General features: G+C 60.0%; 21 protein-coding genes. 9 read left to right on the forward strand and 12 right to left on the reverse strand.

From position 1 onward, the window contains the following. Positions 1 to 232 precede the first annotated feature (232 nt). The 8 genes from CAG02_RS23180 to CAG02_RS23215 all read right to left on the reverse strand — a co-directional run bounded on the left by CAG02_RS23180 (position 233) and on the right by CAG02_RS23215 (position 8,916). A complete protein-coding gene (locus CAG02_RS23180; protein WP_085712390.1) occupies positions 233 to 970 on the reverse strand; it encodes a secretin N-terminal domain-containing protein in 738 nt (245 codons plus the stop codon). 213 nt (positions 971 to 1,183) lie between these two features. After that, a complete protein-coding gene (locus CAG02_RS23185) occupies positions 1,184 to 1,609 on the reverse strand; it encodes a GNAT family N-acetyltransferase (RefSeq protein WP_085712389.1) in 426 nt (141 codons plus the stop codon). Beyond that, a complete protein-coding gene (locus tag CAG02_RS23190) occupies positions 1,602 to 2,777 on the reverse strand; it encodes a cupin domain-containing protein (RefSeq protein ID WP_085712388.1) in 1,176 nt (391 codons plus the stop codon). Before CAG02_RS23190 ends, CAG02_RS23185 begins: the two co-directional genes overlap by 8 nt. A gap of 86 nt (positions 2,778 to 2,863) precedes the next feature. After that, a complete protein-coding gene (gene purB, locus CAG02_RS23195) occupies positions 2,864 to 4,234 on the reverse strand; it encodes an adenylosuccinate lyase (RefSeq protein WP_085712387.1) in 1,371 nt (456 codons plus the stop codon). Positions 4,235 to 4,361: 127 nt separating this feature from the next. After that, a complete protein-coding gene (gene hflD / locus CAG02_RS23200; protein ID WP_064380694.1) occupies positions 4,362 to 4,985 on the reverse strand; it encodes a high frequency lysogenization protein HflD in 624 nt (207 codons plus the stop codon). Further along, a complete protein-coding gene (gene mnmA / locus CAG02_RS23205; protein ID WP_085712386.1) occupies positions 4,982 to 6,106 on the reverse strand; it encodes a tRNA 2-thiouridine(34) synthase MnmA in 1,125 nt (374 codons plus the stop codon). Before mnmA ends, hflD begins: the two co-directional genes overlap by 4 nt. 59 nt (positions 6,107 to 6,165) lie before the next feature. After that, on the reverse strand, positions 6,166 to 6,612 hold the full coding sequence (locus CAG02_RS23210; protein ID WP_085712385.1) for an NUDIX hydrolase: 447 nt from the start codon (positions 6,610 to 6,612) through the stop codon (positions 6,166 to 6,168). Positions 6,613 to 6,690: 78 nt separating this feature from the next. Continuing rightward, on the reverse strand, positions 6,691 to 8,916 hold the full coding sequence (locus CAG02_RS23215; protein WP_085712384.1) for an NADP-dependent isocitrate dehydrogenase: 2,226 nt from the start codon (positions 8,914 to 8,916) through the stop codon (positions 6,691 to 6,693). A gap of 481 nt (positions 8,917 to 9,397) precedes the next feature. On the opposite strand from CAG02_RS23215, the gene icd reads away from it, so the two are divergent. Next, positions 9,398 to 10,654: an NADP-dependent isocitrate dehydrogenase gene (icd, locus tag CAG02_RS23225; RefSeq protein ID WP_085712383.1), complete on the forward strand. Its 1,257-nt coding sequence runs from the start codon at positions 9,398 to 9,400 to the stop codon at positions 10,652 to 10,654. Between the two features lie 79 nt (positions 10,655 to 10,733). Here icd and CAG02_RS23230 read toward each other — a convergent pair whose 3' ends face one another. After that, positions 10,734 to 11,015 carry a cold shock domain-containing protein gene (locus CAG02_RS23230; protein WP_085712382.1) on the reverse strand — a complete coding sequence of 94 codons (282 nt, stop codon included), beginning with the start codon at positions 11,013 to 11,015 and terminating at the stop codon, positions 10,734 to 10,736. A gap of 224 nt (positions 11,016 to 11,239) precedes the next feature. On the opposite strand from CAG02_RS23230, the gene clpS reads away from it, so the two are divergent. Both clpS and clpA read left to right on the forward strand, forming a co-directional pair. After that, on the forward strand, positions 11,240 to 11,623 hold the full coding sequence (clpS, locus tag CAG02_RS23235) for an ATP-dependent Clp protease adapter ClpS (protein ID WP_011334948.1): 384 nt from the start codon (positions 11,240 to 11,242) through the stop codon (positions 11,621 to 11,623). 30 nt (positions 11,624 to 11,653) lie between these two features. Continuing rightward, positions 11,654 to 13,924, forward strand: a complete 2,271-nt coding sequence (clpA, locus tag CAG02_RS23240; RefSeq protein WP_085712381.1) for an ATP-dependent Clp protease ATP-binding subunit ClpA — start codon at positions 11,654 to 11,656, stop codon at positions 13,922 to 13,924. A gap of 965 nt (positions 13,925 to 14,889) precedes the next feature. On the opposite strand, the gene infA is transcribed toward clpA, so the two are convergent. The 3 genes from infA to aat form a co-directional block, all read right to left on the reverse strand. Then, positions 14,890 to 15,108 carry a translation initiation factor IF-1 gene (gene infA / locus CAG02_RS23245; protein WP_002553999.1) on the reverse strand — a complete coding sequence of 73 codons (219 nt, stop codon included), beginning with the start codon at positions 15,106 to 15,108 and terminating at the stop codon, positions 14,890 to 14,892. Positions 15,109 to 15,220: 112 nt separating this feature from the next. Beyond that, the gene (locus tag CAG02_RS23250) at positions 15,221 to 15,928 is read right to left on the reverse strand and encodes an arginyltransferase (RefSeq protein WP_085712380.1); all 708 of its coding nucleotides are present in this window, start codon (positions 15,926 to 15,928) and stop codon (positions 15,221 to 15,223) included. 58 nt (positions 15,929 to 15,986) lie between these two features. Continuing rightward, positions 15,987 to 16,667, reverse strand: a complete 681-nt coding sequence (gene aat, locus CAG02_RS23255; protein ID WP_085712379.1) for a leucyl/phenylalanyl-tRNA--protein transferase — start codon at positions 16,665 to 16,667, stop codon at positions 15,987 to 15,989. A gap of 475 nt (positions 16,668 to 17,142) precedes the next feature. On the opposite strand from aat, the gene CAG02_RS23260 reads away from it, so the two are divergent. The 6 genes from CAG02_RS23260 to cysG all read left to right on the forward strand — a co-directional run bounded on the left by CAG02_RS23260 (position 17,143) and on the right by cysG (position 24,649). Next, positions 17,143 to 19,551, forward strand: a complete 2,409-nt coding sequence (locus CAG02_RS23260; protein WP_085712378.1) for a DNA translocase FtsK — start codon at positions 17,143 to 17,145, stop codon at positions 19,549 to 19,551. A 65-nt stretch (positions 19,552 to 19,616) separates the two neighbouring features. Further along, positions 19,617 to 20,237: an outer membrane lipoprotein chaperone LolA gene (lolA, locus tag CAG02_RS23265; protein ID WP_007958184.1), complete on the forward strand. Its 621-nt coding sequence runs from the start codon at positions 19,617 to 19,619 to the stop codon at positions 20,235 to 20,237. A gap of 24 nt (positions 20,238 to 20,261) precedes the next feature. Then, positions 20,262 to 21,584 carry a replication-associated recombination protein A gene (locus tag CAG02_RS23270; RefSeq protein WP_085712377.1) on the forward strand — a complete coding sequence of 441 codons (1,323 nt, stop codon included), beginning with the start codon at positions 20,262 to 20,264 and terminating at the stop codon, positions 21,582 to 21,584. Beyond that, positions 21,584 to 21,958 (forward strand): fluoride efflux transporter CrcB, encoded by a 375-nt coding sequence (gene crcB / locus CAG02_RS23275; RefSeq protein ID WP_085712376.1) that lies wholly within the window; start codon positions 21,584 to 21,586, stop codon positions 21,956 to 21,958. Before CAG02_RS23270 ends, crcB begins: the two co-directional genes overlap by 1 nt. 15 nt (positions 21,959 to 21,973) lie before the next feature. Beyond that, positions 21,974 to 23,254 carry a serine--tRNA ligase gene (gene serS / locus CAG02_RS23280; protein ID WP_085712375.1) on the forward strand — a complete coding sequence of 427 codons (1,281 nt, stop codon included), beginning with the start codon at positions 21,974 to 21,976 and terminating at the stop codon, positions 23,252 to 23,254. After that, positions 23,255 to 24,649: a siroheme synthase CysG gene (cysG, locus tag CAG02_RS23285; protein WP_085712374.1), complete on the forward strand. Its 1,395-nt coding sequence runs from the start codon at positions 23,255 to 23,257 to the stop codon at positions 24,647 to 24,649. The last annotated feature ends 95 nt before the right edge of the window (positions 24,650 to 24,744 follow it).

Consider the following 24,744-nt stretch of genomic DNA (forward strand, 5'->3'; position numbering starts at 1 on the left):
ACTTCGTTCCAGTCGGCAACCTCGTCAAACACACCTTGTGGGCGGTACAGACACGAAACGGCTCGCGGGGATGGTTGCGAGCATCGCTTCGAAGGCCCTTGCCAGGGCCTCTGATTAGCGGGAGCGAGGCCATCATGCCTTCGCTTTTTTGGCTCGTCAAACGTTTTGTAGTGCTTTTTTTCAAGCACTACATCTTTCGTCTAATACGACTAATCAGTCAGTTTTTGGTGCTTTAGTCCAGCGTGTCGACTTTCACCCGCAACGTCATGTCATCCCGGCCTTGAGTCGAGTAGCTGCGGGCCAGGCCCTGTTTGTCGGCCTGAGTCTCACGGTTTACGCCGGCGAGGGTGATCCACTCGCCCAGGCGCCCTGTGACAGTTGTGTCGGTGCTTTGCACGTTCACTACATCGGGACGTTCCTGGCTCATGCGGTCACGGTTGGTACTGATTGCCAGGTGAACGGTGTCGCCGGTAACGCTGGCGGTGACATAGAAGCCCTGAGTGACGTTGCGATATTGGGTCTGGCTGCTGTAATCGCCATAGGAGTTGGTCTGGCTGCTGGTGATCGGCACGCTCTGGCCGACCTGGATCAGCGCGGGTGCGCCTTCGCTGGCCTGAATCTGCTGAATGCCGCCGTCACGGCTGGCGGTGCTGTAGTTGATGATTCTGGTTTGCTGGTCGCCGGTGTTCTGCTGGTTGTTTTCGTTGGTGTCGACGGTGATCAGCAGGCGTTTGGGTGCGGTATCGAGCTGGGTGAGCAGGGCTTTGAGCTCCTGGATCTTGTCCGGCTCGGCTTTGACGATCAGCTGATTGCCATAGGCGCTGACCTGGCCGTCCTTGCCGATGAAGTCCTGAGCTACCGGCAGCATGTCGGCGCTGGTGTGGTACTTGAGGGGCACGATTTCTGTGGCTGCCAGCACCGAAAAACTGCAACCGAGCAGCAAGGTGGTGAGCAGGGTGCGTAGGGACATGTCCGTTATCTCCGCTTTCGAAAGGCTTGATATTGCCAGTTTGTCGGCCCGGGGTGGGGCAAGTTGAATCCTAGACAGCAAAACGCCCCGGCATCGGTCGATGGCGGGGCGTTTTGAGTTTTCTTGAGGCCGCTATCGCGAGCAAGCTCGCTCCCACAGGTTCAGCGTAAATCCTGTGGGAGCGAGCTTGCTCGCGAAGGGAGCGCCTCGGGCTTAAGCCGAATGGCGAACCATGTCGACATGCGGAATCCCGGCTTCCAGGAATTCCTCACTGACCAGATTGAAACCCAGACGCTCATAGAACGCCGTGGCCTGCACCTGCGCGCTGAGCATCTGCTGCTTCAGTCCGCGAGCTTCAGCTTCGGCGATGACCGCTTGCATCAGCGCGTCGCCGACCTTCAGTCCGCGCCAGTCCTTGAGCACCGAAACCCGGCCTATGTGCCCGTCGGGCAGCAGGCGGGCGGTGCCGATTGGAAAGTCGCCTTCGAAGGCCAGGAAATGCACCGCCGTGGCGTCATCGGCGTCCCACTCAAGCTCGGGTGGAACCGATTGTTCGGCAATGAACACCGTTTCGCGAATGCGGCGGATCTCGGCGTTGTCCTTTTGCCAGTCTGCAACGCGTACGCGAATCTTATTCATCGTCGGCGAACCCCAGGCTTCCCTGTTTGACCAGTTCGCACAGCAGGCCACGGCCGTCTTCGTCGCTCAGCCAGTCGCCGAGGTTGTCGGTGTGCAGGGCGTCAGCCGAACAGATCAGCTTCAGCAGCTCGCGCAGCTTGCCCGGCAGGTAACGGCTCTTGCCGCTGGCGAACAGCAGCAGATCGTCATCGACTTCCGACCATGCCAGGCGTGCGCTCGGGTTGCGGATCAGGATGGCACCGTCTTCGAGGGCGCTGAGGAAGTCTTCTTCTTCGACTTCTTCCGGGCCGACTACCAGCTCCGGATAACGCGGCTCGGTCATGTACTGGCCGAACCAGGTCAGCAGCAGACGTTCGTCGCTCATGTGCTCGGCGAGCAGCGCTTTCAGGCGGCCCAAAGCATCGTGCTGGATCTGGTGCGGATCATCGCTGACCGGTTTCGCATCGGCGTCGGTGTAGCGCTCTTCGTCAGTCAGGAACTGGCTGAGGAAGTCGGTGAAGTGGGTCAGCACTTCAGCGGCGCTCGGTGCGCGGAAGCCGACCGAGTAGGTCATGCAGTCATCGACGGCCACGCCGCAGTGGGCCAGGCGCGGCGGCAGGTAGAGCATGTCGCCCGGTTCCAGGACCCACTCTTCGGTCTCGTGGAATTCGGCGAGGATGCGCAGGTCCGCATGTTGCAGCAGCGGGCTCTCGGAATCGCACATCTGGCCGATTTTCCAATTGCGCTTGCCGTGGCCTTGCAGCAGGAACACGTCGTAGTTGTCGAAGTGCGGGCCGACGCTGCCGCCCGGTGCTGCAAAGCTGATCATCACGTCATCGACACGCCAGCTCGGCAGAAAGCGGAAGTTTTCCAGCAGCTCGCTGACTTCCGGCACGAACTGATCGACGGCCTGCACCAACAGTGTCCACTCGCGCTCCGGCAGTTTGCTGAATTCGTCTTCGGCGAACGGGCCGCGGCGCAGTTCCCATGGGCGCTCGCCGTGCTCGATCACCAGGCGCGATTCGACTTCTTCTTCCAGGGCCAGGCCGGCGAGTTCGTCGGCGTCGATCGGGCTTTCGAAATCAGGAATCGCCTGACGGATCAGCAGTGGTTTTTTCTGCCAGTAATCGCGCATGAACTCGCGCGCCGTGAGACCACCCAGAAGTTGAAGAGGAATATCGGGATTCATATGTAACCTATTGAAAAAAAGCATTTTTCAGACGGGAATAAAAACGCCCGGCGCGGCCGGGCGTCTCAAACGGGTCAAGCAGTCGATCAGATGCGTTTGGCTTGCGCTACAGCGTTGCCGATGTAGTTGGCCGGAGTCAGTTGCTTGAGCTCGGCTTTCGCAGCGGCCGGCATGTCCAGGCCATCGATGAAAGTCTGCAGCGCTTCAGGGCTGATGCCCTTGCCGCGAGTCAGTTCTTTCAGCTTCTCGTACGGGTTTTCGATGTTGTAGCGACGCATCACGGTCTGGATCGGCTCGGCCAAGACTTCCCAGCAAGCGTCCAGATCGGCAGCGATCTTGTCAGCGTTCAGTTCGAGCTTGCTGATGCCTTTGAGGCTGGCTTCGTACGCGATCACGCTGTGGGCGAAGCCGACACCGAGGTTGCGCAGCACGGTGGAGTCGGTCAGGTCGCGCTGCCAGCGGGAGATCGGCAGTTTGCTCGCCAGGTGCTGGAACAGCGCGTTGGCGATGCCCAGGTTGCCTTCGGAGTTTTCGAAGTCGATCGGGTTGACCTTGTGCGGCATGGTCGACGAACCGATTTCGCCGGCGATGGTGCGCTGCTTGAAGTAACCCAGGGAGATGTAGCCCCAGATGTCACGGTCGAAGTCGATCAGGATGGTGTTGAAGCGCGCAATGGCGTCGAACAGCTCGGCGATGTAGTCGTGCGGCTCGATCTGCGTGGTGTACGGGTTGAAGGCCAGGCCCAGCTCGTCTTCGATGAAGGCGCGGGCGTTGGCTTCCCAGTCGATCTGCGGGTAGGCCGACAGGTGAGCGTTGTAGTTGCCGACAGCACCGTTGATCTTGCCCAGCAGCGGAACGGCAGCGACTTGAGCGATCTGACGCTCGAGACGGTAAACCACGTTCGCCAGCTCTTTACCCAGAGTGGTCGGCGAAGCCGGCTGACCGTGGGTGCGCGACAGCATTGGCACGTCGGCAAAGCGCAGGGCCAGTTCGCGGATGGCGTTGGCGGTCTGGCGCATCAGCGGCAGCATCACGTCGTCACGGCCTTCGCGCAGCATCAGGGCGTGGGACAGGTTGTTGATGTCCTCGCTGGTGCAGGCGAAGTGGATGAACTCGCTGACCTTGGCCAGTTCCGGCAGCTTGGCCGCCTGCTCCTTGAGCAGGTACTCGATCGCCTTCACGTCGTGGTTGGTGGTGCGCTCGATCTCTTTCACGCGCTCGGCGTGCTCCAGCGAGAAGTTTTCGGCCAGTTCGTTCAGAACGGCGTTGGCTTCGGCGGAGAAGGCTGGCACTTCCGGGATGCCGGCGTGAGCGGCCAGGCGCTGGAGCCAGCGCACTTCAACCAGAACGCGGGCACGGATCAGGCCGTACTCGCTGAAAATCGGGCGCAGGGCCTGGGTTTTGCCGGCGTAGCGGCCGTCAACAGGGGAAACCGCAGTGAGCGAAGAGAGCTGCATGGGGTGTTCTCGGACAGTCGGGCAACGAAATGGGGCGCGTATCATACATGAAAAAATCCGCCGGTCCGTCGCCAACTGACCGGCGTATTACGCGTTACAGACTACAAAGCTTTTATTGCGCGGTGATTTACTCGCTGCGCATCAACGGATACAGCTCTTTGAGCAGCTTGCGACGACTGATCACCAACTGCCAGCGATGACCGCCGAGCTGACGCCACAGGCGTGCCGAACGAATGCCGGCGAGCAGCAGGGCGCGAATCTTCGAAGCGTTGCTCGGCTGCTGCAGGTTGCGCATGTCGCCGTGCACCTGGATGCGTTGGCGCAAGGTGCTCAGGGTGTCCTGATACAGCGCACCGCAGGCTGCGATCACGTTTTCGTGGGCCGGGCCGAAATGTTCGACCTGCGACTGGATCTGCGGCAGACGCTTGCCGATCACGTCGAGCATGTCGTTGCGCTTGGCCAGTTGTCGCTCAAGACCCAGCATCGACAAAGCGTAGCGAAGCGGCTCGCGCTGAAGGGTGCTCGGGTCGCGCTCGAGGGCGCCGATCAAGGCGCGATAACCCTCGCGCAGATTGATGTCGTCGCCGCCGTACACGTCCAGCGTGTCTTTCGGGTCGCGAACCAGCAGGCTGCCGAGCATGCAACTCAGGCCGGCCTCATTGGTCTGGCCGGTCTTGGCGATCCGGTCGACCAGTACGGCGGCGAGAAACACGCCACCCAGAGCCGTCAATTGCTCCTGAGTCGGACTCATGCCTGGCCGCTCCACGGCTCGGCGACTTCGATCACGCCGCCACCGAGGCAGATTTCGCCGTCATAGAACACCACCGACTGGCCCGGCGTGACCGCGCGTTGTGGCTCGTCGAACACGGCGCGATAACCGGTCGCGGTTTTTTCCAGGGTGCAGGCCTGATCGCTCTGGCGATAACGGACCTTGGCAGTCAGGCGCAGCGGTTGGCTCAAGTCGATCGGGTTGACCCAATAGATTTCCGAAGCGAGCAGGGCGCCGGAGAACAGCCATGGATGGTTGTTGCCCTGGCCGACGATCAGCTCGTTGGTGTCCAGATCCTTGCGCAGCACGTACCACGGCTCGTCGCCGGCGTCTTTCAGGCCGCCGATGCCCAGGCCCTGGCGTTGACCGATGGTGTGGTACATCAAGCCGTGGTGACGGCCGATGACTTCGCCTTCGGTGGTCTTGATCTCGCCCGGTTGCGCCGGCAGGTATTGCTTGAGGAAATCGCTGAAACGACGCTCGCCGATGAAGCAGATTCCCGTGGAGTCCTTCTTCTTGGCAGTCGCCAGCTCGTACTTCTCGGCAATCGCACGGACTTCCGGTTTCTCCAGCTCACCGACCGGGAACAGGGTCTTGGCGATCTGTTCACCGCCGACGGCGTGCAGGAAGTAGCTCTGATCCTTATTCGGATCCAGGCCCTTGAGCAGTTCGGTACGGCCATCGATGTCGCGGCGACGCACGTAGTGGCCGGTGGCGATCAGGTCGGCGCCGAGCATCATGGCGTAGTCGAGGAACGCCTTGAACTTGATCTCGCGGTTGCACAGGATGTCCGGGTTCGGCGTGCGGCCGGCCTTGTATTCGGCCAGGAAATGCTCAAACACGTTGTCCCAGTACTCGGCGGCGAAGTTGGCGGTGTGCAGCTTGATACCGATTTTGTCGCACACGGCCTGGGCATCCGCCAGGTCGTCCATGGCAGTGCAGTATTCCGTTCCGTCGTCTTCTTCCCAGTTCTTCATGAACAGGCCTTCCACCTCATAACCCTGCTCGATCAGCAGGAGAGCGGAAACGGAAGAGTCCACGCCGCCGGACATGCCGACAATGACGCGCTTCTTGGATGTGTCAGAAGGGGCTGGATCACGCATAGGGATTCAATGAGTGTCTTGAAAAAGGACGCGATTCTATCAGGCTCACGGCCTCAAGGCTAAAGGGAAGGGCGGATCAGTTCGAGACCGAAGCGATTGCCGGCCAGATAATCATCGATGCAGCGGATGATCAGCTCGCTGCGCCAGTTGTCGCGCTGGACCAATAATTCGTCGCGGGTCAGCCACTTGGCGCCGACGATGCCGTCGTCCAGTTGGTAATCCGGGTGGTGTTTCACGGCTTTGGCGCTGAAGCATACGCGCTGGTAAGTCACGCCATTGCTCGGCGCGGTGTACAGATAAATGCCGATGACGGCGGTGGGTTCGACGTCCCAGCCGGTTTCTTCGAGGGTTTCGCGCACGGCGGCTTCGATCAGGGTTTCGTCCGGATCCAGATGGCCGGCGGGCTGATTGAGCACGTTACGGCCAGCCTTGTGTTCCTCGACCATCAGGAAACGACCATTGTCCTCGACGATAGTGGCGACGGTGATGTGGGGGAGCCATTGCATTGATTGAATCTCCTGGGCGGAAGGCAGAAACACAAACCCCGGCGCATGGCCGGGGTTTGTGATGTTCCCTTTACAACCTTATACCAGCGCAGCAATCGCCGCGTTGAGGGTTGCGCTCGGGCGCATGGCCTTGCTGATCAGCTCGGCATTGGCGTGGTAGTAACCGCCGATGTCCACTGGCTTGCCTTGAACGGCGTTGAGCTCGGCGACGATGGTCGCTTCGTTCTCGGTCAGGGTCTTGGCCAGGGTTGCGAACTGCGCTTGCAGTGCAGCGTCTTCAGTCTGGGCAGCCAGGGCTTGTGCCCAGTACATGGCCAGGTAGAAGTGGCTGCCGCGGTTGTCGATGTTGCCGACTTTGCGCGATGGCGACTTGTTGTTGTCCAGGAACTGGCCAGTGGCCTGGTCCAGAGTCTTGGACAGAACCAGCGCTTTCGGGTTGTTGTAGTTCACACCCAGGTGCTCGAGAGACGCGGCCAGAGCCAGGAATTCACCCAGCGAATCCCAGCGCAGGAAGTTCTCTTCGACCAGTTGCTGCACGTGCTTCGGAGCCGAACCGCCGGCGCCGGTTTCGAACAGGCCACCGCCGTTCATCAGCGGCACGATCGACAGCATCTTGGCGCTGGTGCCCAGTTCCATGATCGGGAACAGGTCGGTCAGGTAGTCGCGCAGTACGTTGCCGGTCACCGAAATGGTGTCCTTGCCTTCGCGGGTGCGCTGCAGGGTGTACTTCATCGCGTCGACCGGCGCCATGATCTGGATGTCCAGACCGGCGGTGTCGTGATCCTTCAGGTAAGCCTGAACCTTCTCGATCACCACGCCGTCGTGGGCGCGCATCGGGTCCAACCAGAAAATGGCCGGGGTGCTGCTTGCGCGAGCACGGTTGACGGCCAGTTTGACCCAGTCCTGGATCGGCGCGTCTTTGGTCTGGCACATGCGGAAGATGTCGCCGGCTTCGACAGCCTGTTCCATCAGCAGGGTGCCTTTGCTGTCGGTCACGCGAACCACGCCGTCGGCCTTGATCTGGAAGGTCTTGTCGTGGGAGCCGTACTCTTCAGCCTTTTTGGCCATCAGGCCAACGTTTGGCACGCTGCCCATGGTGGTCGGATCAAAAGCGCCATTGGCTTTGCAGTCTTCGATCACGGCCTGGTAGATGGTGGCGTAGCAACGATCCGGGATCACGGCCTTGGTGTCGTGCAGCTGGCCATCGGTGCCCCACATCTTGCCGGAGTCACGGATCATGGCCGGCATCGAGGCGTCGACGATGACGTCGCTCGGCACGTGCAGGTTGGTGATGCCTTTGTCGGAGTTGACCATTGCCAGCGACGGACGAACGGCGTAGACCGCTTGAATGTCAGCTTCGATCTGGGCTTGTTGCTCGGCCGGCAGGGCTTTGATGCGGGTGTACAGGTCGCCGATGCCGTTGTTCAGGTTGAAGCCGATTTCGGCCAGCACGTCAGCGTGCTTGGTCAGGGCGTCTTTGTAGAACTCGGCAACGATCTGGCCGAACATGATCGGGTCGGAGACCTTCATCATGGTGGCTTTCAGGTGAACCGACAGCAGCACGCCTTGTTGCTTGGCGCTGTCGATTTCAGCGGCGATGAACGCGCGCAGGGCTTTTTTGCTCATTACGGAGCAGTCGAGGATCTCGCCCGCCTGAACGGTGGTTTTTTCCTTCAGGACGGTAGCGGTACCGTCTTTGGCGATCAGCTCGATCTTCACGGCGTCAGCGGCGTCGATCAGGGCAGCTTTTTCGCTGCCGTAGAAATCGCCGGTGCTCATGTGAGCGACGTGGGACTTGGAGTCCTTGGCCCAGGCGCCCATTTTGTGCGGGTGCTTGCGCGCGTAGTTCTTGACCGACAGCGGAGCGCGGCGGTCGGAGTTGCCTTCACGCAGAACCGGGTTCACGGCGCTGCCCTTGACCTTGTCGTAACGCGCCTTGGCGTCTTTGTCGGCGTCGCTGGTCACGGTTTCCGGGTAGTCCGGCAGGTTGTAGCCCTGGGCCTGCAGTTCTTTGATCGCGGCTTGCAGTTGCGGAACCGAGGCGCTGATGTTCGGCAGCTTGATGATGTTGGCTTCAGGCGTAACGGCCAGGTCGCCCAGTTCGGCGAGGTGGTCGGCTACGGCTTTGTCGCCCAGTTGCTCGGGGAAGCTGGCCAGAATGCGTGCTGCAAGAGAGATATCGCGGGTTTCCACGGCGATATCGGCCGAGGCGGTGTAAGCCTCGATGATCGGCAGCAGGGAATAGGTGGCGAGGGCTGGAGCTTCGTCGGTGAAGGTATAGATGATCTTCGAGCGGGTGGGCATATTCGGATTAACTCTCTCTTCTTTGCTAAAGCGTGCGCAGAAACTCGAGGGGCGCCGGGTAAGCGCGTTCGTTCAAAGTCATCCATGAACCGAATGTCGAGAATCTTCGCGGTGATGTTGGGTGCATCAGTAGAGCGTCAAGCAGTCGGACTGCGGTAACAACCCGACCAATCAGGCGGAAAGTCTCGTGCTAGAGAGGCCAGCCGTCGTGACCCTTTGGTCAGCGGGCGGCATTATACATAGGTAGCTGGCAATCTGCCGATGGTTCATATGCAACGATTCTCGTCCATTGGTCTAAAGGTCGCAGGGCAGGGTGGGGCGTAGAGTCGCCGTGAATGCTTGAGATTGGCGCTTTTCCCTTTGCTTTCAGGCTTGTACGAAACGAGATGTGGCCGCGCCCGGAACAGAGGGTTTGCGTGTTGATTCAACTGGGTTACGCTCGAACCAAGCCAGATGTTCAATCCAAACAATGGAGTTCAGCATGGGTTACAAGAAGATTCAGGTTCCAGCCGTCGGCGACAAAATCACCGTCAACGCAGACCATTCTCTCAATGTCCCTGATAACCCGATCATTCCCTTCATTGAAGGTGACGGCATTGGCGTCGACGTCAGCCCTGTGATGATCAAAGTGGTTGATGCTGCCGTGGCCAAGGCCTACGGGGGCAAGCGCAAGATTTCCTGGATGGAGGTTTATGCTGGCGAAAAAGCAACTCAAGTCTACGACCAGGACACCTGGCTGCCCCAGGAAACCCTGGACGCCGTCAAGGATTACGTCGTTTCCATCAAGGGCCCGCTGACCACCCCGGTCGGTGGCGGCATCCGCTCCCTCAACGTTGCCCTGCGTCAACAGCTCGACCTCTATGTCTGCCTGCGCCCTGTGGTGTGGTTCGAAGGCGTACCGAGCCCGGTGAAAAAGCCCGGCGACGTCGACATGGTGATCTTCCGCGAGAACTCCGAAGACATTTATGCCGGTATCGAATGGAAGGCCGGCTCCCCTGAGGCCACCAAGGTCATCAAGTTCCTGAAAGAGGAAATGGGCGTCACCAAGATCCGTTTCGACCAGGATTGCGGTATCGGCATCAAGCCGGTTTCGAAAGAAGGCACCAAGCGTCTGGTGCGCAAGGCCCTGCAATACGTGGTGGATAACGACCGCAAGTCGCTGACCATCGTGCACAAGGGCAACATCATGAAATTCACCGAAGGTGCCTTCAAGGACTGGGGCTACGAAGTGGCGCGGGATGAATTCGGCGCCGAGCTGCTCGATGGCGGCCCGTGGATGAAATTCAAGAACCCGAAAACCGGTCGCGAAGTCATCGTCAAGGACGCCATCGCCGACGCCATGCTCCAGCAGATTCTGCTGCGTCCGGCTGAATACGATGTGATCGCCACCCTCAACCTCAACGGTGACTACCTCTCCGACGCCCTGGCGGCGGAAGTGGGCGGTATCGGTATCGCGCCGGGCGCCAACCTGTCCGACACCGTAGCCATGTTCGAGGCGACTCACGGTACCGCGCCGAAATATGCCGGCAAGGACCAGGTCAACCCGGGTTCGGTGATCCTGTCGGCGGAGATGATGCTGCGCCACCTGGGCTGGACCGAGGCGGCAGACCTGATCATCAAGGGCACGAACGGCGCGATCAAGGCCAAGACCGTGACCTATGACTTCGAACGTCTGATGGAAGGCGCCACGCTGGTGTCGTCGTCGGGCTTCGGTGAAGCGATCGTCAAGCACATGTAAGAACGACAGCTGCAACGAAACCGCCCGGCTCGAGTGATCGAGCCGGGCGGTTTGTTTTCTGGCAGGTGTTCTGGTCGTTTCAGCTGGTCACTGACTGCTGATGAGCCGCTGGCGAGACGGCGTCTTTTGCGGCCTCGACATTCTGAATTTTTGTGGCGTGCAGGCCTTTGGGCCCTTGCACGATCTCGAATTTGACGATTTGCCCGGCTTTGAGGGTTTTGTACCCGTCCATTTCAATGGCGGAGTAGTGGGCAAAGAAATCGATTTCCTTGCCGTCCTCATCTTTCCCCTCGCGGGCGTCGGTGTTGATGAAACCGAACCCCTTGGCATTGTTGAACCATTTCACCTTGCCGACAACCATGCTCAAATCCCTCTGCAACAGTCTCCATCGCTGGAGTATCATCCAATTCATCCGCAGTCGAATCCGTTAAAAAGATTGACTCCGCGGATCTTTTTTACCCACTGTGGGTTCTATTGGTTGTAACACCGTTTTCCCGATAGTCAAGGTGACCGGGCAGTCGGAGTTGAAAACGTGTCAAGCCGCCCCCACCACTGTATTTGCACAACTGACGAACCTTTCTTTCCATGCATGCAATCAGCCAGATTCGACTAACATTCAATCAGGATCGCCCGCTTCTCCAAAAGGATCTTCCACAGGAGCACGACGACGATTCGGCAGGCGTTGCTGTTCAGGAAGCAAAGCCTGCGTTACAGGCGCCGCCGATGTACAAGGTGGTTTTGTTTAATGATGACTACACACCGATGGATTTCGTCGTCGAAGTGCTCGAGGTGTTTTTTAACCTGAATCGCGAGCTGGCGACCAAGGTCATGCTGGCCGTCCACACAGAAGGGCGGGCAGTATGTGGAGTGTTTACCCGCGACATCGCCGAGACAAAGGCCATGCAGGTCAACCAGTACGCCAGGGAAAGCCAGCATCCGCTACTCTGTGAAATCGAGAAGGACGGTTAATCGCCGACCACTTGGGTATGAGGTGAAGCTATGTTAAACCGCGAGCTCGAAGTCACCCTCAATCTTGCCTTCAAGGAGGCTCGTTCGAAGCGTCATGAGTTCATGACCGTCGAACACCTGCTGCTGGCCCTATTGGATAATGAGGCTGCCGCCACCGTATTGCGTGCCTGCGGCGCAAACCTCGACAAACTCAAGCACGACCTGCAGGAGTTCATCGACTCCACCACGCCGCTGATCCCCGTCCATGACGAAGATCGCGAAACCCAGCCAACCCTGGGCTTCCAGCGTGTGCTGCAACGTGCTGTCTTTCATGTACAGAGCTCGGGCAAGCGCGAAGTAACCGGCGCCAATGTGCTGGTTGCAATCTTCAGTGAGCAAGAGAGTCAGGCAGTGTTCCTGCTGAAACAGCAGAGCGTTGCACGAATCGATGTCGTCAACTATATCGCCCATGGCATTTCCAAGGTGCCGGGGCATGGCGATCACTCTGAAGGTGAACAAGACATGCAGGACGACGAGGGCGGTGAGTCTTCTTCTTCAGGCAATCCGCTGGATGCGTATGCCAGCAATCTCAACGAACTCGCACGCCAGGGCCGGATCGATCCGCTGGTCGGGCGTGAAACGGAAGTCGAGCGTGTCGCGCAGATTCTCGCGCGTCGGCGCAAGAACAATCCGTTGCTGGTAGGCGAGGCAGGTGTGGGTAAAACCGCGATTGCCGAAGGTCTGGCCAAGCGCATTGTCGACAACCAGGTGCCGGATCTGCTGGCCAACAGCGTCGTTTATTCCCTCGATCTGGGCGCCTTGCTCGCAGGCACCAAATATCGCGGCGATTTCGAGAAGCGCTTCAAGGCACTGCTCGGCGAGCTGAAAAAACGTCCGCAGGCGATTCTGTTCATCGACGAGATCCACACCATCATCGGTGCGGGTGCTGCGTCCGGTGGCGTCATGGATGCCTCGAACCTGCTCAAGCCGCTGCTGTCGTCGGGTGATATTCGCTGCATCGGTTCGACCACGTTCCAGGAATTCCGTGGCATCTTCGAAAAAGACCGTGCCCTGGCGCGTCGCTTCCAGAAGGTCGATGTGGTCGAGCCGTCTGTGGAAGACACCATCGGCATCCTGCGCGGCCTGAAAGGGCGCTTCGAGCAGCACCACAACATCGAGTACAGCGATGAGTCGCTGCGCGCCGCTGCAGAACTGGCATCGCGCTACATCAATGACCGGCATATGCCGGACAAGGCCATCGATGTAATCGACGAGGCGGGCGCCTACCAGCGTCTGCAACCGGTCGACAAGCGCGTGAAGCGCATCGACGTGCCACAGGTTGAGGATATCGTGGCGAAGATCGCGCGGATTCCGCCAAAACACGTCACCAGTTCCGACAAGGAGCTGCTGCGTAACCTGGAACGCGACCTTAAGCTGACGGTGTTTGGTCAGGATGCGGCGATCGATTCGCTGTCGACCGCGATCAAACTGTCCCGTGCGGGCCTCAAGTCGCCGGACAAGCCAGTCGGTTCGTTCCTGTTCGCCGGGCCTACCGGTGTCGGTAAAACCGAGGCTGCGCGGCAATTGGCCAAGGCGCTGGGGATCGAACTGGTTCGTTTCGACATGTCCGAATACATGGAGCGCCACACCGTATCGCGTCTGATCGGTGCGCCTCCGGGTTATGTCGGTTTCGACCAGGGCGGTCTGTTGACCGAGGCGATTACCAAGCAACCGCATTGCGTATTGCTGCTCGATGAAATCGAGAAGGCGCATCCGGAAGTCTTCAACCTGCTGCTGCAGGTGATGGATCACGGCACGCTGACCGACAACAACGGGCGCAAGGCCGACTTCCGCAACGTGATCGTGATCATGACCACCAACGCCGGTGCCGAAACCGCGGCGCGTGCTTCGATCGGTTTCACTCATCAGGACCACTCGTCCGATGCGATGGAAGTGATCAAGAAGAGCTTTACGCCGGAATTCCGCAACCGCCTGGACACCATCATTCAATTTGGTCGCCTCAGTCATGAGGTCATCAAAAGCGTGGTGGACAAGTTCCTCACCGAACTTCAGGCGCAGCTGGAAGACAAGCGGGTGCTTCTGGAAGTTACCGACGCGGCGCGCAGCTGGCTGGCGGCCGGTGGCTACGACTCGGCAATGGGCGCTCGTCCGATGGCGCGTCTGATCCAGGACAAGATCAAGCGTCCACTGGCGGAGGAGATTCTGTTTGGCGAACTGGCCGAGCATGGCGGTGTGGTGCACATCGACATCAAGGATGGTGAGCTGACGTTTGACTTCGAGACCACCGCAGAAATGGCCTGATGGCTGGTAAGTGAAAAGGCGCCTTCGGGCGCCTTTTTGTTGTCTGGTTGTTTGGTGTGAATATCCGTTGCTGCGGTAACGGCTTCTTGGGGTTCCGCCCTTACGGCGGGTCACCTTTTCCAAACGCCGAAAAGGTAACCCAAAAGGCTTTACCCTGACGTACGGCCCTCGCTGTGGCTCGGGTTCCTTCGCTCCGGGATTGATCCGGGGGCATCGCCTACGGTTTGCTTCGCTGCACCTCCTCTCGATGTGTTTGGCTTCGCCAAATGGTCGCTGCGCTCCCACCCCCGAATCAATCCCTCCACTCAGCCTGCCGACGGGCCTTGCGATCAAAAGCGGTACTCGAGCTTACGCTCATCGTGGTGAGTGGGGAGGAGCACGGCGTGTTCGGCTTTGGTTTTGTGGTGGATTTACCCACCCCAGCCCTCTCCCCTAGGAGAGGGAGCCGACTGGTGTGCTTTTCAAAACCTGAGTTCAACGCGGTATCGCACGTCGGCGAACTTCTCCCAAACCACTCGATCAGTTCCCTCTCCCTCCGGGAGAGGGCTAGGGTGAGGGGAGGCTCTTGATCTGGCTTTTGCTCTGGCTCTGGCTCTGGCTTTTGATTTTTTGCCCCTTCGGCAGGCCGAGCGGAGGTGTCCATCAGGGGGTAGGCGCGCAGCGCCGTGCGGCGAAGCCGCATACATCGAGAGGAGGTGCAGCGAAGCAAACCGTAGGCGATGCCCCCTGATGGACACCGTAGCGAGGGAACACTGAGCCTAAGCGAAGTGCCGTACGCCGGGGGCCAAGACTTTTTGGTTACTTTTTTGGCGTTTGAAAAAAGTGACCCGCCGTAAGGGCGGAACCCTAAGAAGCCGTTACCGCAGCAACGGATATACACTCAAAACTCAAGTACAAACCCAAAGCGCCAAATCCCGGACAAACAAAAACGCCCGGCAAATGCCGGGCGTCTTGTATTGACTTGATTAGCGAGCGCGGTAAGTAATACGCCCTTTGCTCAAGTCATAGGGCGTCAGCTCGACGCGCACTTTGTCACCGGTAAGAATACGAATGTAGTTCTTGCGCATCTTGCCGGAAATATGCGCGGTTACGACGTGCCCATTTTCCAACTCCACACGAAACATGGTGTTGGGCAGGGTGTCGACGACAGTGCCTTCCATTTCGAAGCTGTCTTCTTTCGACATGCAGTAAAGCCCTCGGTATCCAATGAATGGCCCGGTGCAACTGCGCCAGGCAAAAGCGGCGTGCATTGTGCCCGAAAAATGGGGTTTACGCCAAGGGGTTTAGGGCTTGCATTCAGTTCAAGATAACCCAGCGCTGATTAATCAGCAGTTCGATAGGTCGATATTGGGTCTTGTAGTTCATCTTTTTGCAGTTTTTGATCCAGTAACCCAGGTACACCGCTTCGAGCCCCAGCCGCTGGGCTTCGCCAATCTGCCAGAGGATGGCATAGCGTCCCAGGCTGCGGCGTTCTTCTTCCGGTTCGTAAAAGGTGTAAACCGCCGACAGGCCATTGGGCAGCAGGTCGGTGACGGCGACGGCCAGCAACCGTCCGTCGAGCCGAAACTCATAGAAGCGTGAGAAGGGCAGGTCGCGAACCAGAAAAGTCGAGAATTGATCACGGCTTGGCGGGTACATGTCGCCGTCGGCATGACGCTGTTCGATGTAGCGCTGATAAAGATCGAAATATTCTTCGCTGAAGGCCGGCTTGACCGGGCGCACCTGCAGGTCGGCGTTGCGTTTGAAAATGCGCTTCTGCTGGCGATTGGGATTGAACTGCGCGACCGGAATGCGCGCAGGCACGCAGGCATTGCAGTTCTGGCAATGCGGGCGGTACAGATGATCGCCGCTGCGACGAAAGCCCATTTCCGACAGGTCTGCGTAGACATGCACATCCATGGGCTGGCTCGGATCGAGAAACAGGGTCGTGGCCTGTTCCTCGGGCAGATAACTGCAGGAGTGAGGCTGAGTGGCATAAAACTTCAACCGCGCCAACTCGGTCATGATCAACCCTCAGGGGTAAGCTGGTGAATTAAGTGTAAGCCACGCGCGCAAAAGTCGCTCAGCAAACCCAGGTGGCCAGGTTGGGTCGGTCGAGGTGCCGGGCCAGATACTCGGCAAAGGCGGGGCGGGAAATTGCCCGGGCGCCCAGGCTGTGCAGATGATCGGTCGGCATCTGGCAGTCGATCAACACGAAACCGGAGTCTTTCAGGTGCCGTACCAGTGTGGCAAAGCCGTACTTGGAAGCATTGTCGGCGCGACTGAACATCGATTCCCCAAAAAACAGCTGCCCCATCGCCAGGCCATAGAGGCCGCCGACCAGTTTGCCCTCATCCCACACTTCCACTGAATGGGCGAAGCCCCGCTGGTGCAGTTCAATATAGGCATCCTGCATGGCCTGGGTGATCCAGGTGCCATCGGCATAATCCCGTGGCGCGGCGCAGGCGCGGATAACCGCTTCGAAGTCCTGATCGAAGGTCACTTGATAGCGTTGCTGGCGCAGCAGTTTGCCCAGGCTGCGCGAGACGTGCAGTTCGTCGGGAAACAATACGGTGCGCGGATCCGGCGACCACCAGAGGATCGGCTGTCCTTCGGAGAACCACGGAAAGCAACCGTGGCGATAGGCCTGGATCAGGCGATCGGCGGACAGGTCACCGCCGGCCGCCAGCAATCCGTTGGGATCGCGCATGGCCTTTTCCAGCGGCGGGAAAGTCAGTGAATTGCGTTGTAACCAAGTCAGCATGGCGTCCAGGCTTGCAGAAGGGGAGGGCGGTGGGCGGCATGGCCCGTTGCAAAGTGTGCCGTTAAATGGCGCGAATGTCCTCCCGAACCTGCGCGAAGTCGACGCTGCTGCAACTTGCCTTCCGGGATGCGGTCGTAGACGGGCGACGAGCTTGAGGGTGCATGCTTCGCTACGTTCATCAAATACACCTCATAAGCCTTTGTCACAAAAGACAATGCATGCTCAAATTGCGTCGCAGGTTTGGTCTGCTTGGCTATGCTTGAACATGGGGTTCGAAGCATGGCATCGAACGCGCAAACCCGTACAATGCCGGGCTGTTACAGAATATTCGCAGTGTGCCGTGTTTATAAAAGAGCGGGCGCAGTGTTAAAAGTAGTCTCAGTTGCGCCCGTCAATTTTTTACCTGCCTGGATTGGGCAGTTTTTTATCGTCATTCAATAGATGGACGCGCCGCTGGCGCAGGAAAAGAAGCGTTTTGAAGAAATCCACGGAAGCACCAAAAACAGTCGTTCCGCTTTGGCGCCAGCAATTGCACTACCGGCTCAAGGAAGGTGCATTGATCGCCATCGGCGCTCTGTGCCTGTTCCTGATGATGGCCTTGCTGACCTACGGCAAGGACGATCCGGGCTGGAGCCACAACAGCAAGATCGACGACGTGCAGAATTTCGGCGGTCCGGCGGGCTCCTATAGCGCCGACATCCTGTTCATGGTGCTGGGTTACTTCGCGTACATCTTCCCGTTGCTGCTGGCGATCAAGGCGTATCAGATCTTCCGTCAGCGTCACGAGCCGTGGCAGTGGAGCGGCTGGCTGTTTTCCTGGCGCCTGATCGGCCTGGTGTTTCTGGTGCTGTCCGGCGCTGCGCTGGCGCACATACATTTCCATGCGGCCACCGCGTTGCCGGCCGGTGCGGGTGGCGCGCTGGGTGAAAGCCTCGGTGACCTGGCCCGCAACGCCCTGAACATTCAGGGCAGCACATTGCTGTTCATCGCACTGTTTCTGTTCGGCCTGACTGTGTTCACCGACCTGTCGTGGTTCAAGGTGATGGACGTCACCGGCAAGATTACCCTCGACCTGTTCGAACTGTTCCAGGGTGCGATCAATCGCTGGTGGTCGGCGCGTACCGAGCGCAAGCAACTGGTGGCGCAACTGCGTGAAGTCGATGACCGGGTGCACGACGTGGTCGCGCCGACCGTCACCGACAAGCGCGAGCAGGCCAAGGTCAAGGAACGCCTGATCGAGCGCGAGCAGGCCCTGAGCAAACACATGTCCGAGCGCGAGAAGCAGGTTCCGCCGGTCATCGCCCCGGCCCCGGTCAAGGCGCCGGAGCCGAGTAAGCGCGTGCAGAAAGAGAAGCAGGTGCCGTTGTTCGTCGACAGCGCCGTGGAAGGCACCTTGCCGCCGATCTCGATCCTCGATCCTGCGGAAAAGAAACAACTCAATTATTCGCCCGAATCCCTGGCAGCGGTCGGTCACTTGCTGGAGATCAAGCTCAAGGAGTTCGGCGTCGAAGTCACCGTGGACTCGATCCATCCGGGCCCGGTCATTACCCGTTACGAAATCCAGCCGGCTGCCGGTGTGAAGGTCAGCCGTATTGCCAACCTGGCGAAAGACCTTGCTCGTTCGCTGGCCGTGACCAGTGTGCGGGTGGTGGAAGTGATTCCGGGCAAGACCACGGTCGGTATCGAGATCCCCAACGAAGACCGCCAGATCGTGCGCTTCTCCGAAGTGCTGTCGACGCCCGAGTACGACAACTTCAAGTCGCCGGTCACTCTGGCCCTGGGCCACGACATCGGCGGCAAACCGGTCATCACCGACCTGGCGAAGATGCCGCACCTGCTGGTGGCCGGTACGACCGGTTCCGGTAAGTCGGTGGGCGTGAACGCGATGATCCTCTCGATCCTGTTCAAGTCCGGCCCGGACGACGCCAAGCTGATCATGATCGACCCGAAAATGTTGGAACTGTCGATCTACGAAGGCATTCCGCACCTGCTGTGCCCGGTCGTGACCGACATGAAGGACGCCGCCAACGCCCTGCGCTGGAGCGTTGCCGAGATGGAGCGTCGCTACAAGCTGATGGCGAAGATGGGCGTGCGAAACCTGTCCGGCTTTAATGCCAAGGTCAAGGAAGCCCAGGACGCCGGCGAGCCGTTGAGCGATCCGCTGTACAAGCGCGAAAGCATCCACGACGAAGCGCCGCTGTTGCAGAAGCTGCCGACCATCGTCGTGGTCGTGGACGAATTCGCCGACATGATGATGATCGTCGGCAAGAAGGTTGAAGAACTGATCGCCCGTATCGCCCAGAAGGCGCGTGCGGCTGGTATCCACCTGATCCTCGCGACCCAGCGGCCGTCGGTGGACGTGATCACCGGTCTGATCAAGGCCAACATCCCGACGCGCATGGCGTTCCAGGTATCGAGCAAGATCGACTCCCGGACCATCATCGACCAGGGCGGCGCCGAACAACTGCTCGGCCACGGTGACATGCTCTACATGCCACCGGGCACCAGCCTGCCGATCCGGGTTCACGGCGCATTCGTGTCCGACGATGAAGTTCACCGGGTGGTTGAGGCCTGGAAACTGCGCGGCGCGCCGGAATACAACGACGACATCCTCAACGGCGTCGAAGAGGCGGGCAGTGGTTTCGAAGGCAGTAGCGGCGGTGGTGACGGTGACGATCCGGAAGCCGACGCGCTGTACGACGAAGCCGTGCAGTTCGTGCTGGAAAGCCGTCGTGCCTCCATTTCCGCCGTACAGCGCAAGCTGAAGATCGGCTACAACCGTGCCGCGCGCATGATCGAAGCCATGGAAATGGCCGGGGTCGTGACGTCCATGAACACCAACGGTTCCCGCGAAGTCCTGGCCCCTGGCCCGGTGCGCGACTGATTCAAATGCAATGGGCGGTGCATGAGGCGCCGTCCACTTTCCTACGCGTATTCAAGAGGACTCCCATGCGTCTTATCCGCATGTTGCTGCCGGTACTGGCTCTGACCACCCTCACGGCTCACGCCGATGACAAGGATGTGGCTCGCCTGACCCAATTGCTGGAAACATCCAAGACCCTGACCGCCAACTTCTCCCAGCTGACCCTCGACGGCAGCGGCACCCAGTTGCAGGAAACCACTGGCGACATGACCCTGCAGCGTCCGGGCCTGTTCTACTGGCACACCAATGCACCGGCCGAGCAGACCATGGTCTCCGACGGCAAGAAAGTCACCCTGTGGGACCCGGACCTGGAGCAGGCCACCATCAAGAAACTGGACGAGCGTCTGACCCAGACCCCGGCCCTGTTGCTGTCCGGTGACGTATCGAAGATCAGCCAGAGCTTCGACATCAGCGCGAAAGAGGCGGGCGGCGTGATCGATTTCACCCTGAAGCCGAAAACCAAGGACACCCTGTTCGACAGCCTGCGCCTGTCGTTCCGCAACGGTCTGGTCAATGACATGCAACTGATCGACAGCGTCGGCCAGCGCACCAACATCCTGTTCACCGGGGTGAAGGCCAATGAAGCGGTCCCGGCCTCGAAGTTCAAGTTCGACATCCCGAAGGGTGCCGATGTGATCCAGGAATAAACACAGAGGTTTCAACGGTACGTGATGGATCTGTTTCGCAGTGCGCCGATTGCCCAGCCGCTGGCCGCCCGTTTGCGGGCGACCAATCTGGATGAGTACGTCGGTCAGGAACACGTGCTCGCTCGCGGCAAACCACTGCGCGAAGCGCTGGAGCAGGGTGCCCTGCATTCGATGATCTTCTGGGGCCCGCCGGGCGTGGGCAAGACCACCTTGGCGCGGTTGCTGGCGGAAGTCTCGGATGCGCACTTCGAAACGGTGTCGGCCGTGTTGGCCGGCGTCAAAGAGATCCGTCAGGCGGTGGAGATCGCCAAACAGCAGGCCGGCCAGTATGGAAAGCGCACGATCCTGTTTGTCGATGAAGTGCACCGCTTCAACAAGTCGCAGCAGGATGCGTTTCTGCCGTACGTTGAAGACGGCACGCTGATCTTCATCGGCGCGACCACCGAAAACCCTTCCTTCGAATTGAACAACGCATTGCTGTCGCGGGCGCGGGTCTATGTACTCAAGAGCCTCGACGAAGCGGCGTTGCGCAAACTGGTGCACCGCGCCCTCACCGAAGACCGTGGCCTGGGCAAGCGGCATCTGACCCTCAGCGATGAAGGCTTCCAGATGCTGCTGTCCGCCGCCGATGGCGATGGCCGGCGCTTGCTCAATCTGCTGGAAAACGCCTCGGACCTGGCCGAAGACAACAGCGAGATGGGCACCGAGCTGCTGCAAAGCCTGCTCGGCGATACTCGCCGACGTTTCGACAAGGGTGGCGAAGCGTTCTACGATCAGATTTCTGCGCTGCACAAATCTGTGCGCGGTTCGAACCCGGACGGCGCGCTGTACTGGTTCGCGCGAATGATCGATGGCGGCTGCGATCCGCTGTACCTGGCCCGCCGCGTGGTGCGCATGGCCAGCGAAGACATCGGCAATGCCGACCCCCGCGCGCTGAGCCTGTGCCTGGCCGCGTGGGAAGTGCAGGAGCGTCTTGGCAGTCCGGAAGGTGAGCTGGCAGTGGCTCAGGCCATCACCTATCTGGCTTGTGCGCCGAAAAGCAACGCGGTGTACATGGGCTTCAAGACCGCGCTGCGCGCCGCCGCCGAGCACGGCTCGCTGGAAGTGCCGCTGCATTTGCGCAATGCCCCGACCAAACTGATGAAGCAATTGGGTTACGGCGACGAATACCGCTACGCCCATGACGAGCCGGACGCCTATGCCGCCGGCGAAGACTATTTCCCGGATGAACTCGACCCGATTCCGTTCTACCAACCGGTGCCCCGTGGCCTGGAGTTGAAGATCGGCGAGAAGCTCAACCACCTTGCCCAACTCGATCGTTTAAGCCCCCGGCAGCGGAGAAAATAGTGGTTCCATTGATCGTTGCAGTCTCCGTCGGCGGGGTTGCCGGCACCTTGTTGCGCTTCGCCACCGGCAATTGGGTCAACGCCAATTGGCCGCGGCACTTCTATACCGCGACGCTGGCCGTTAATATCGTGGGCTGCCTGTTGATCGGCGTGTTGTACGGCCTGTTTTTGATACGCCCGGAAGTACCGATCGAGGTGCGCGCCGGGTTGATGGTCGGCTTCCTCGGGGGGCTGACGACTTTTTCATCCTTTTCACTGGATACGGTGCGTCTGCTGGAAAGCGGGCAAGTGCCGCTGGCCCTGGGCTATGCGGCCATCAGCGTATTCGGCGGGCTGCTCGCGACGTGGGCCGGCCTGTCCTTGACCAAACTTTGATAACGAGAAACCGACATGCTCGATTCCAAACTGTTACGTAGCAACCTCCAGGACGTAGCGGACCGCCTGGCTTCCCGTGGCTTTGCCCTGGATGTCGCGCGCATCGAAGCGCTGGAAGAACAGCGCAAGACCGTCCAGACCCGCACCGAAGCACTGCAGGCTGAGCGTAACGCGCGTTCCAAATCCATCGGTCAGGCCAAGCAGCGCGGCGAAGACATCGCGCCGCTGATGGCGGACGTCGAGCGCATGGCGGGCGAACTGAGCGCCGGTAAAGTCGAGCTGGACGCGATCCAGACCGAGTTGGACTCGATCCTGCTGGGCATCCCGAACCTGCCGCACGAATCGGTACCGGTTGGCGAAGACGAAGACGGCAACGTCGAAGTGCGCCGCTGGGGCACCCCGACCGCGTTCGACTTCCCGGTTCAGGACCACGTAGCCCTGGGCGAGAAGTTCGGCTGGCTCGACTTCGAAACCGCCGCCAAGTTGTCCGGCGCACGTTTCGCCCTGCTGCGTGGCCCGATTGCCCGTCTGCATCGCGCACTGGCGCAGTTCATGATCAACCTGCACGTCACCGAGCACGGCTACGAAGAGGCCTACACGCCTTATCTGGTTCAGGCTCCTGCGCTGCAAGGCACCGGTCAGTTGCCGAAGTTCGAAGAAGACCTGTTCAAGATCGGTCGCGAAGGCGAAGCCGATCTGTACCTGATCCCGACCGCCGAAGTGTCGCTGACCAACATCGTGGCCGGCGAAATCGTCGATTCGAAACAACTGCCGATCAAGTTCGTTGCCCACACCCCGTGCTTCCGCAGCGAAGCCGGCGCGTCGGGTCGTGACACCCGCGGCATGATCCGCCAGCACCAGTTCGACAAGGTCGAGATGGTGCAGATCGTCGAGCCGTCGAAGTCGATGGAAGCGCTGGAAGGCCTGACCGCCAACGCCGAAAAAGTCCTGCAACTGCTGGGTCTGCCTTACCGTACCCTGGCGCTGTGCACCGGCGACATGGGCTTCAGTGCGGTCAAGACTTACGACTTGGAAGTGTGGATCCCGAGCCAGGACAAATACCGCGAAATCTCGTCGTGCTCCAACTGCGGCGACTTCCAGGCTCGCCGCATGCAGGCGCGTTTCCGCAACCCGGAAACCGGCAAGCCTGAGCTGGTGCATACCCTGAACGGTTCCGGTCTGGCGGTCGGTCGTACCCTGGTGGCCGTGCTGGAGAACTACCAGCAGGCCGACGGTTCGATCCGTGTGCCGGACGTGCTGAAGCCTTACATGGGTGGCCTCGAGGTCATCGGCTAAATGAAATATCTGCCGCTGTTTCACAACCTGCGCGGCAGTCGTGTGTTGGTTGTCGGTGGGGGGGAAATTGCCTTGCGCAAATCCCGCCTGCTGGCCGATGCCGGTGCGCTGCTGCGGGTGGTCGCACCTGAAATCGAAGCGCAACTGCGCGAACTGGTTGCCGCCAGCGGTGGTGAGTGCCTGTTGCGCGGTTACGCCGAGACGGATCTGGACGGTTGCGGGCTGATCATTGCCGCCACCGACGACGAAGCCTTGAACGCGCAAGTCTCCGCCGATGCCCATCGGCGCTGCGTGCCGGTCAACGTGGTGGATGCGCCGGCGCTGTGCAGCGTGATTTTCCCGGCGATTGTTGATCGTTCACCGTTGATCATCGCGGTGTCCAGCGGCGGCGATGCGCCGGTGCTGGCCCGGCTGATTCGCGCCAAGATCGAAACCTGGATTCCTTCCACCTACGGCCATCTGGCCGGTCTGGCCGCGCGTTTTCGTGATCAGGTCAAAGGCCTGTTTCCCGATGTGCAGCAGCGTCGTGCCTTTTGGGAAGATGTATTTCAGGGCCCGATTGCCGACCGCCAGCTGGCCGGGCAGGGCGCCGAAGCCGAGCGTCTGTTGCAGGCGAAAATCGATGGCGAAGCGACTGTGGCGACCGGCGAGGTGTATCTGGTCGGCGCAGGGCCGGGTGATCCGGATCTGCTGACCTTCCGTGCCTTGCGCCTGATGCAGCAAGCCGATGTGGTGCTGTATGACCGCCTGGTGGCGCCTGCGATTCTTGAGCTGTGCCGTCGTGATGCCGAGCGTGTCTACGTCGGCAAGCGTCGCGCCGATCACGCCGTGCCGCAGGATCAGATCAACCAGCAACTGGTGGATCTGGCCAAGGCCGGCAAGCGTGTGGTGCGGTTGAAGGGCGGAGATCCGTTCATCTTCGGCCGTGGCGGCGAAGAGATCGAAGAACTGGCGGCCCATGGCATCCCGTTCCAGGTGGTGCCGGGCATAACCGCGGCCAGCGGTTGCGCGGCGTATGCCGGGATTCCGCTGACTCATCGCGATTACGCGCAGTCGGTACGTTTCGTCACCGGGCACCTGAAGGACGGTTCCACCGATCTGCCGTGGGCCGACCTCGTCGCGCCGGCGCAGACGCTGGTGTTCTACATGGGCCTGGTGGGGCTGCCGGTCATCTGCGAGCAGTTGATCAAGCATGGTCGTGCGGCCGATACCCCGGCAGCGTTGATCCAGCAGGGCACCACGGTCAATCAGCGGGTCTTCACCGGCACCCTGGCCGATCTGCCGCGTCTGGTGGCGGAGCATGAAGTGCATGCGCCGACATTGGTAATCGTCGGCGAAGTGGTGCAACTGCGCGCGAAACTGGCGTGGTTTGAAGGGGCTCAGGCGCAGGTCTAGAGACCGAGCTGCCCCCATCGCGAGCAAGCTCGCTCCCACAGGTATTGTGCTGAAGCTGAAATCTCAGCGATCGCACAAATCCTCAGTGGGAGCGA

The organism is Pseudomonas sp. R43(2017) (assembly GCF_002112345.1).
GTDB lineage: Bacteria > Pseudomonadota > Gammaproteobacteria > Pseudomonadales > Pseudomonadaceae > Aquipseudomonas > Aquipseudomonas kribbensis.

What these genes read in the sequence shown, in the direction of transcription:
- CAG02_RS23185 (WP_085712389.1), bottom strand. Translation starts at nt 1,609, where the DNA reads ATGAATAAGATTCGCGTACGCGTTGCAGACTGGCAAAAGGACAACGCC.
- lolA (WP_007958184.1), top strand. Translation starts at nt 19,617, where the DNA reads ATGCGTCTTATCCGCATGTTGCTGCCGGTACTGGCTCTGACCACCCTC.
- CAG02_RS23215 (WP_085712384.1), bottom strand. Translation starts at nt 8,916, where the DNA reads ATGCCCACCCGCTCGAAGATCATCTATACCTTCACCGACGAAGCTCCA.
- cysG (WP_085712374.1), top strand. Translation starts at nt 23,255, where the DNA reads ATGAAATATCTGCCGCTGTTTCACAACCTGCGCGGCAGTCGTGTGTTG.
- hflD (WP_064380694.1), bottom strand. Translation starts at nt 4,985, where the DNA reads ATGAGTCCGACTCAGGAGCAATTGACGGCTCTGGGTGGCGTGTTTCTC.
- icd (WP_085712383.1), top strand. Translation starts at nt 9,398, where the DNA reads ATGGGTTACAAGAAGATTCAGGTTCCAGCCGTCGGCGACAAAATCACC.
- CAG02_RS23190 (WP_085712388.1), bottom strand. Translation starts at nt 2,777, where the DNA reads ATGAATCCCGATATTCCTCTTCAACTTCTGGGTGGTCTCACGGCGCGC.
- clpS (WP_011334948.1), top strand. Translation starts at nt 11,240, where the DNA reads ATGCATGCAATCAGCCAGATTCGACTAACATTCAATCAGGATCGCCCG.
- CAG02_RS23210 (WP_085712385.1), bottom strand. Translation starts at nt 6,612, where the DNA reads ATGCAATGGCTCCCCCACATCACCGTCGCCACTATCGTCGAGGACAAT.
- CAG02_RS23230 (WP_085712382.1), bottom strand. Translation starts at nt 11,015, where the DNA reads ATGGTTGTCGGCAAGGTGAAATGGTTCAACAATGCCAAGGGGTTCGGT.
- aat (WP_085712379.1), bottom strand. Translation starts at nt 16,667, where the DNA reads ATGCTGACTTGGTTACAACGCAATTCACTGACTTTCCCGCCGCTGGAA.
- CAG02_RS23250 (WP_085712380.1), bottom strand. Translation starts at nt 15,928, where the DNA reads ATGACCGAGTTGGCGCGGTTGAAGTTTTATGCCACTCAGCCTCACTCC.
- serS (WP_085712375.1), top strand. Translation starts at nt 21,974, where the DNA reads ATGCTCGATTCCAAACTGTTACGTAGCAACCTCCAGGACGTAGCGGAC.
- mnmA (WP_085712386.1), bottom strand. Translation starts at nt 6,106, where the DNA reads ATGCGTGATCCAGCCCCTTCTGACACATCCAAGAAGCGCGTCATTGTC.
- purB (WP_085712387.1), bottom strand. Translation starts at nt 4,234, where the DNA reads ATGCAGCTCTCTTCGCTCACTGCGGTTTCCCCTGTTGACGGCCGCTAC.
- infA (WP_002553999.1), bottom strand. Translation starts at nt 15,108, where the DNA reads ATGTCGAAAGAAGACAGCTTCGAAATGGAAGGCACTGTCGTCGACACC.
- CAG02_RS23180 (WP_085712390.1), bottom strand. Translation starts at nt 970, where the DNA reads ATGTCCCTACGCACCCTGCTCACCACCTTGCTGCTCGGTTGCAGTTTT.
- CAG02_RS23270 (WP_085712377.1), top strand. Translation starts at nt 20,262, where the DNA reads ATGGATCTGTTTCGCAGTGCGCCGATTGCCCAGCCGCTGGCCGCCCGT.
- clpA (WP_085712381.1), top strand. Translation starts at nt 11,654, where the DNA reads ATGTTAAACCGCGAGCTCGAAGTCACCCTCAATCTTGCCTTCAAGGAG.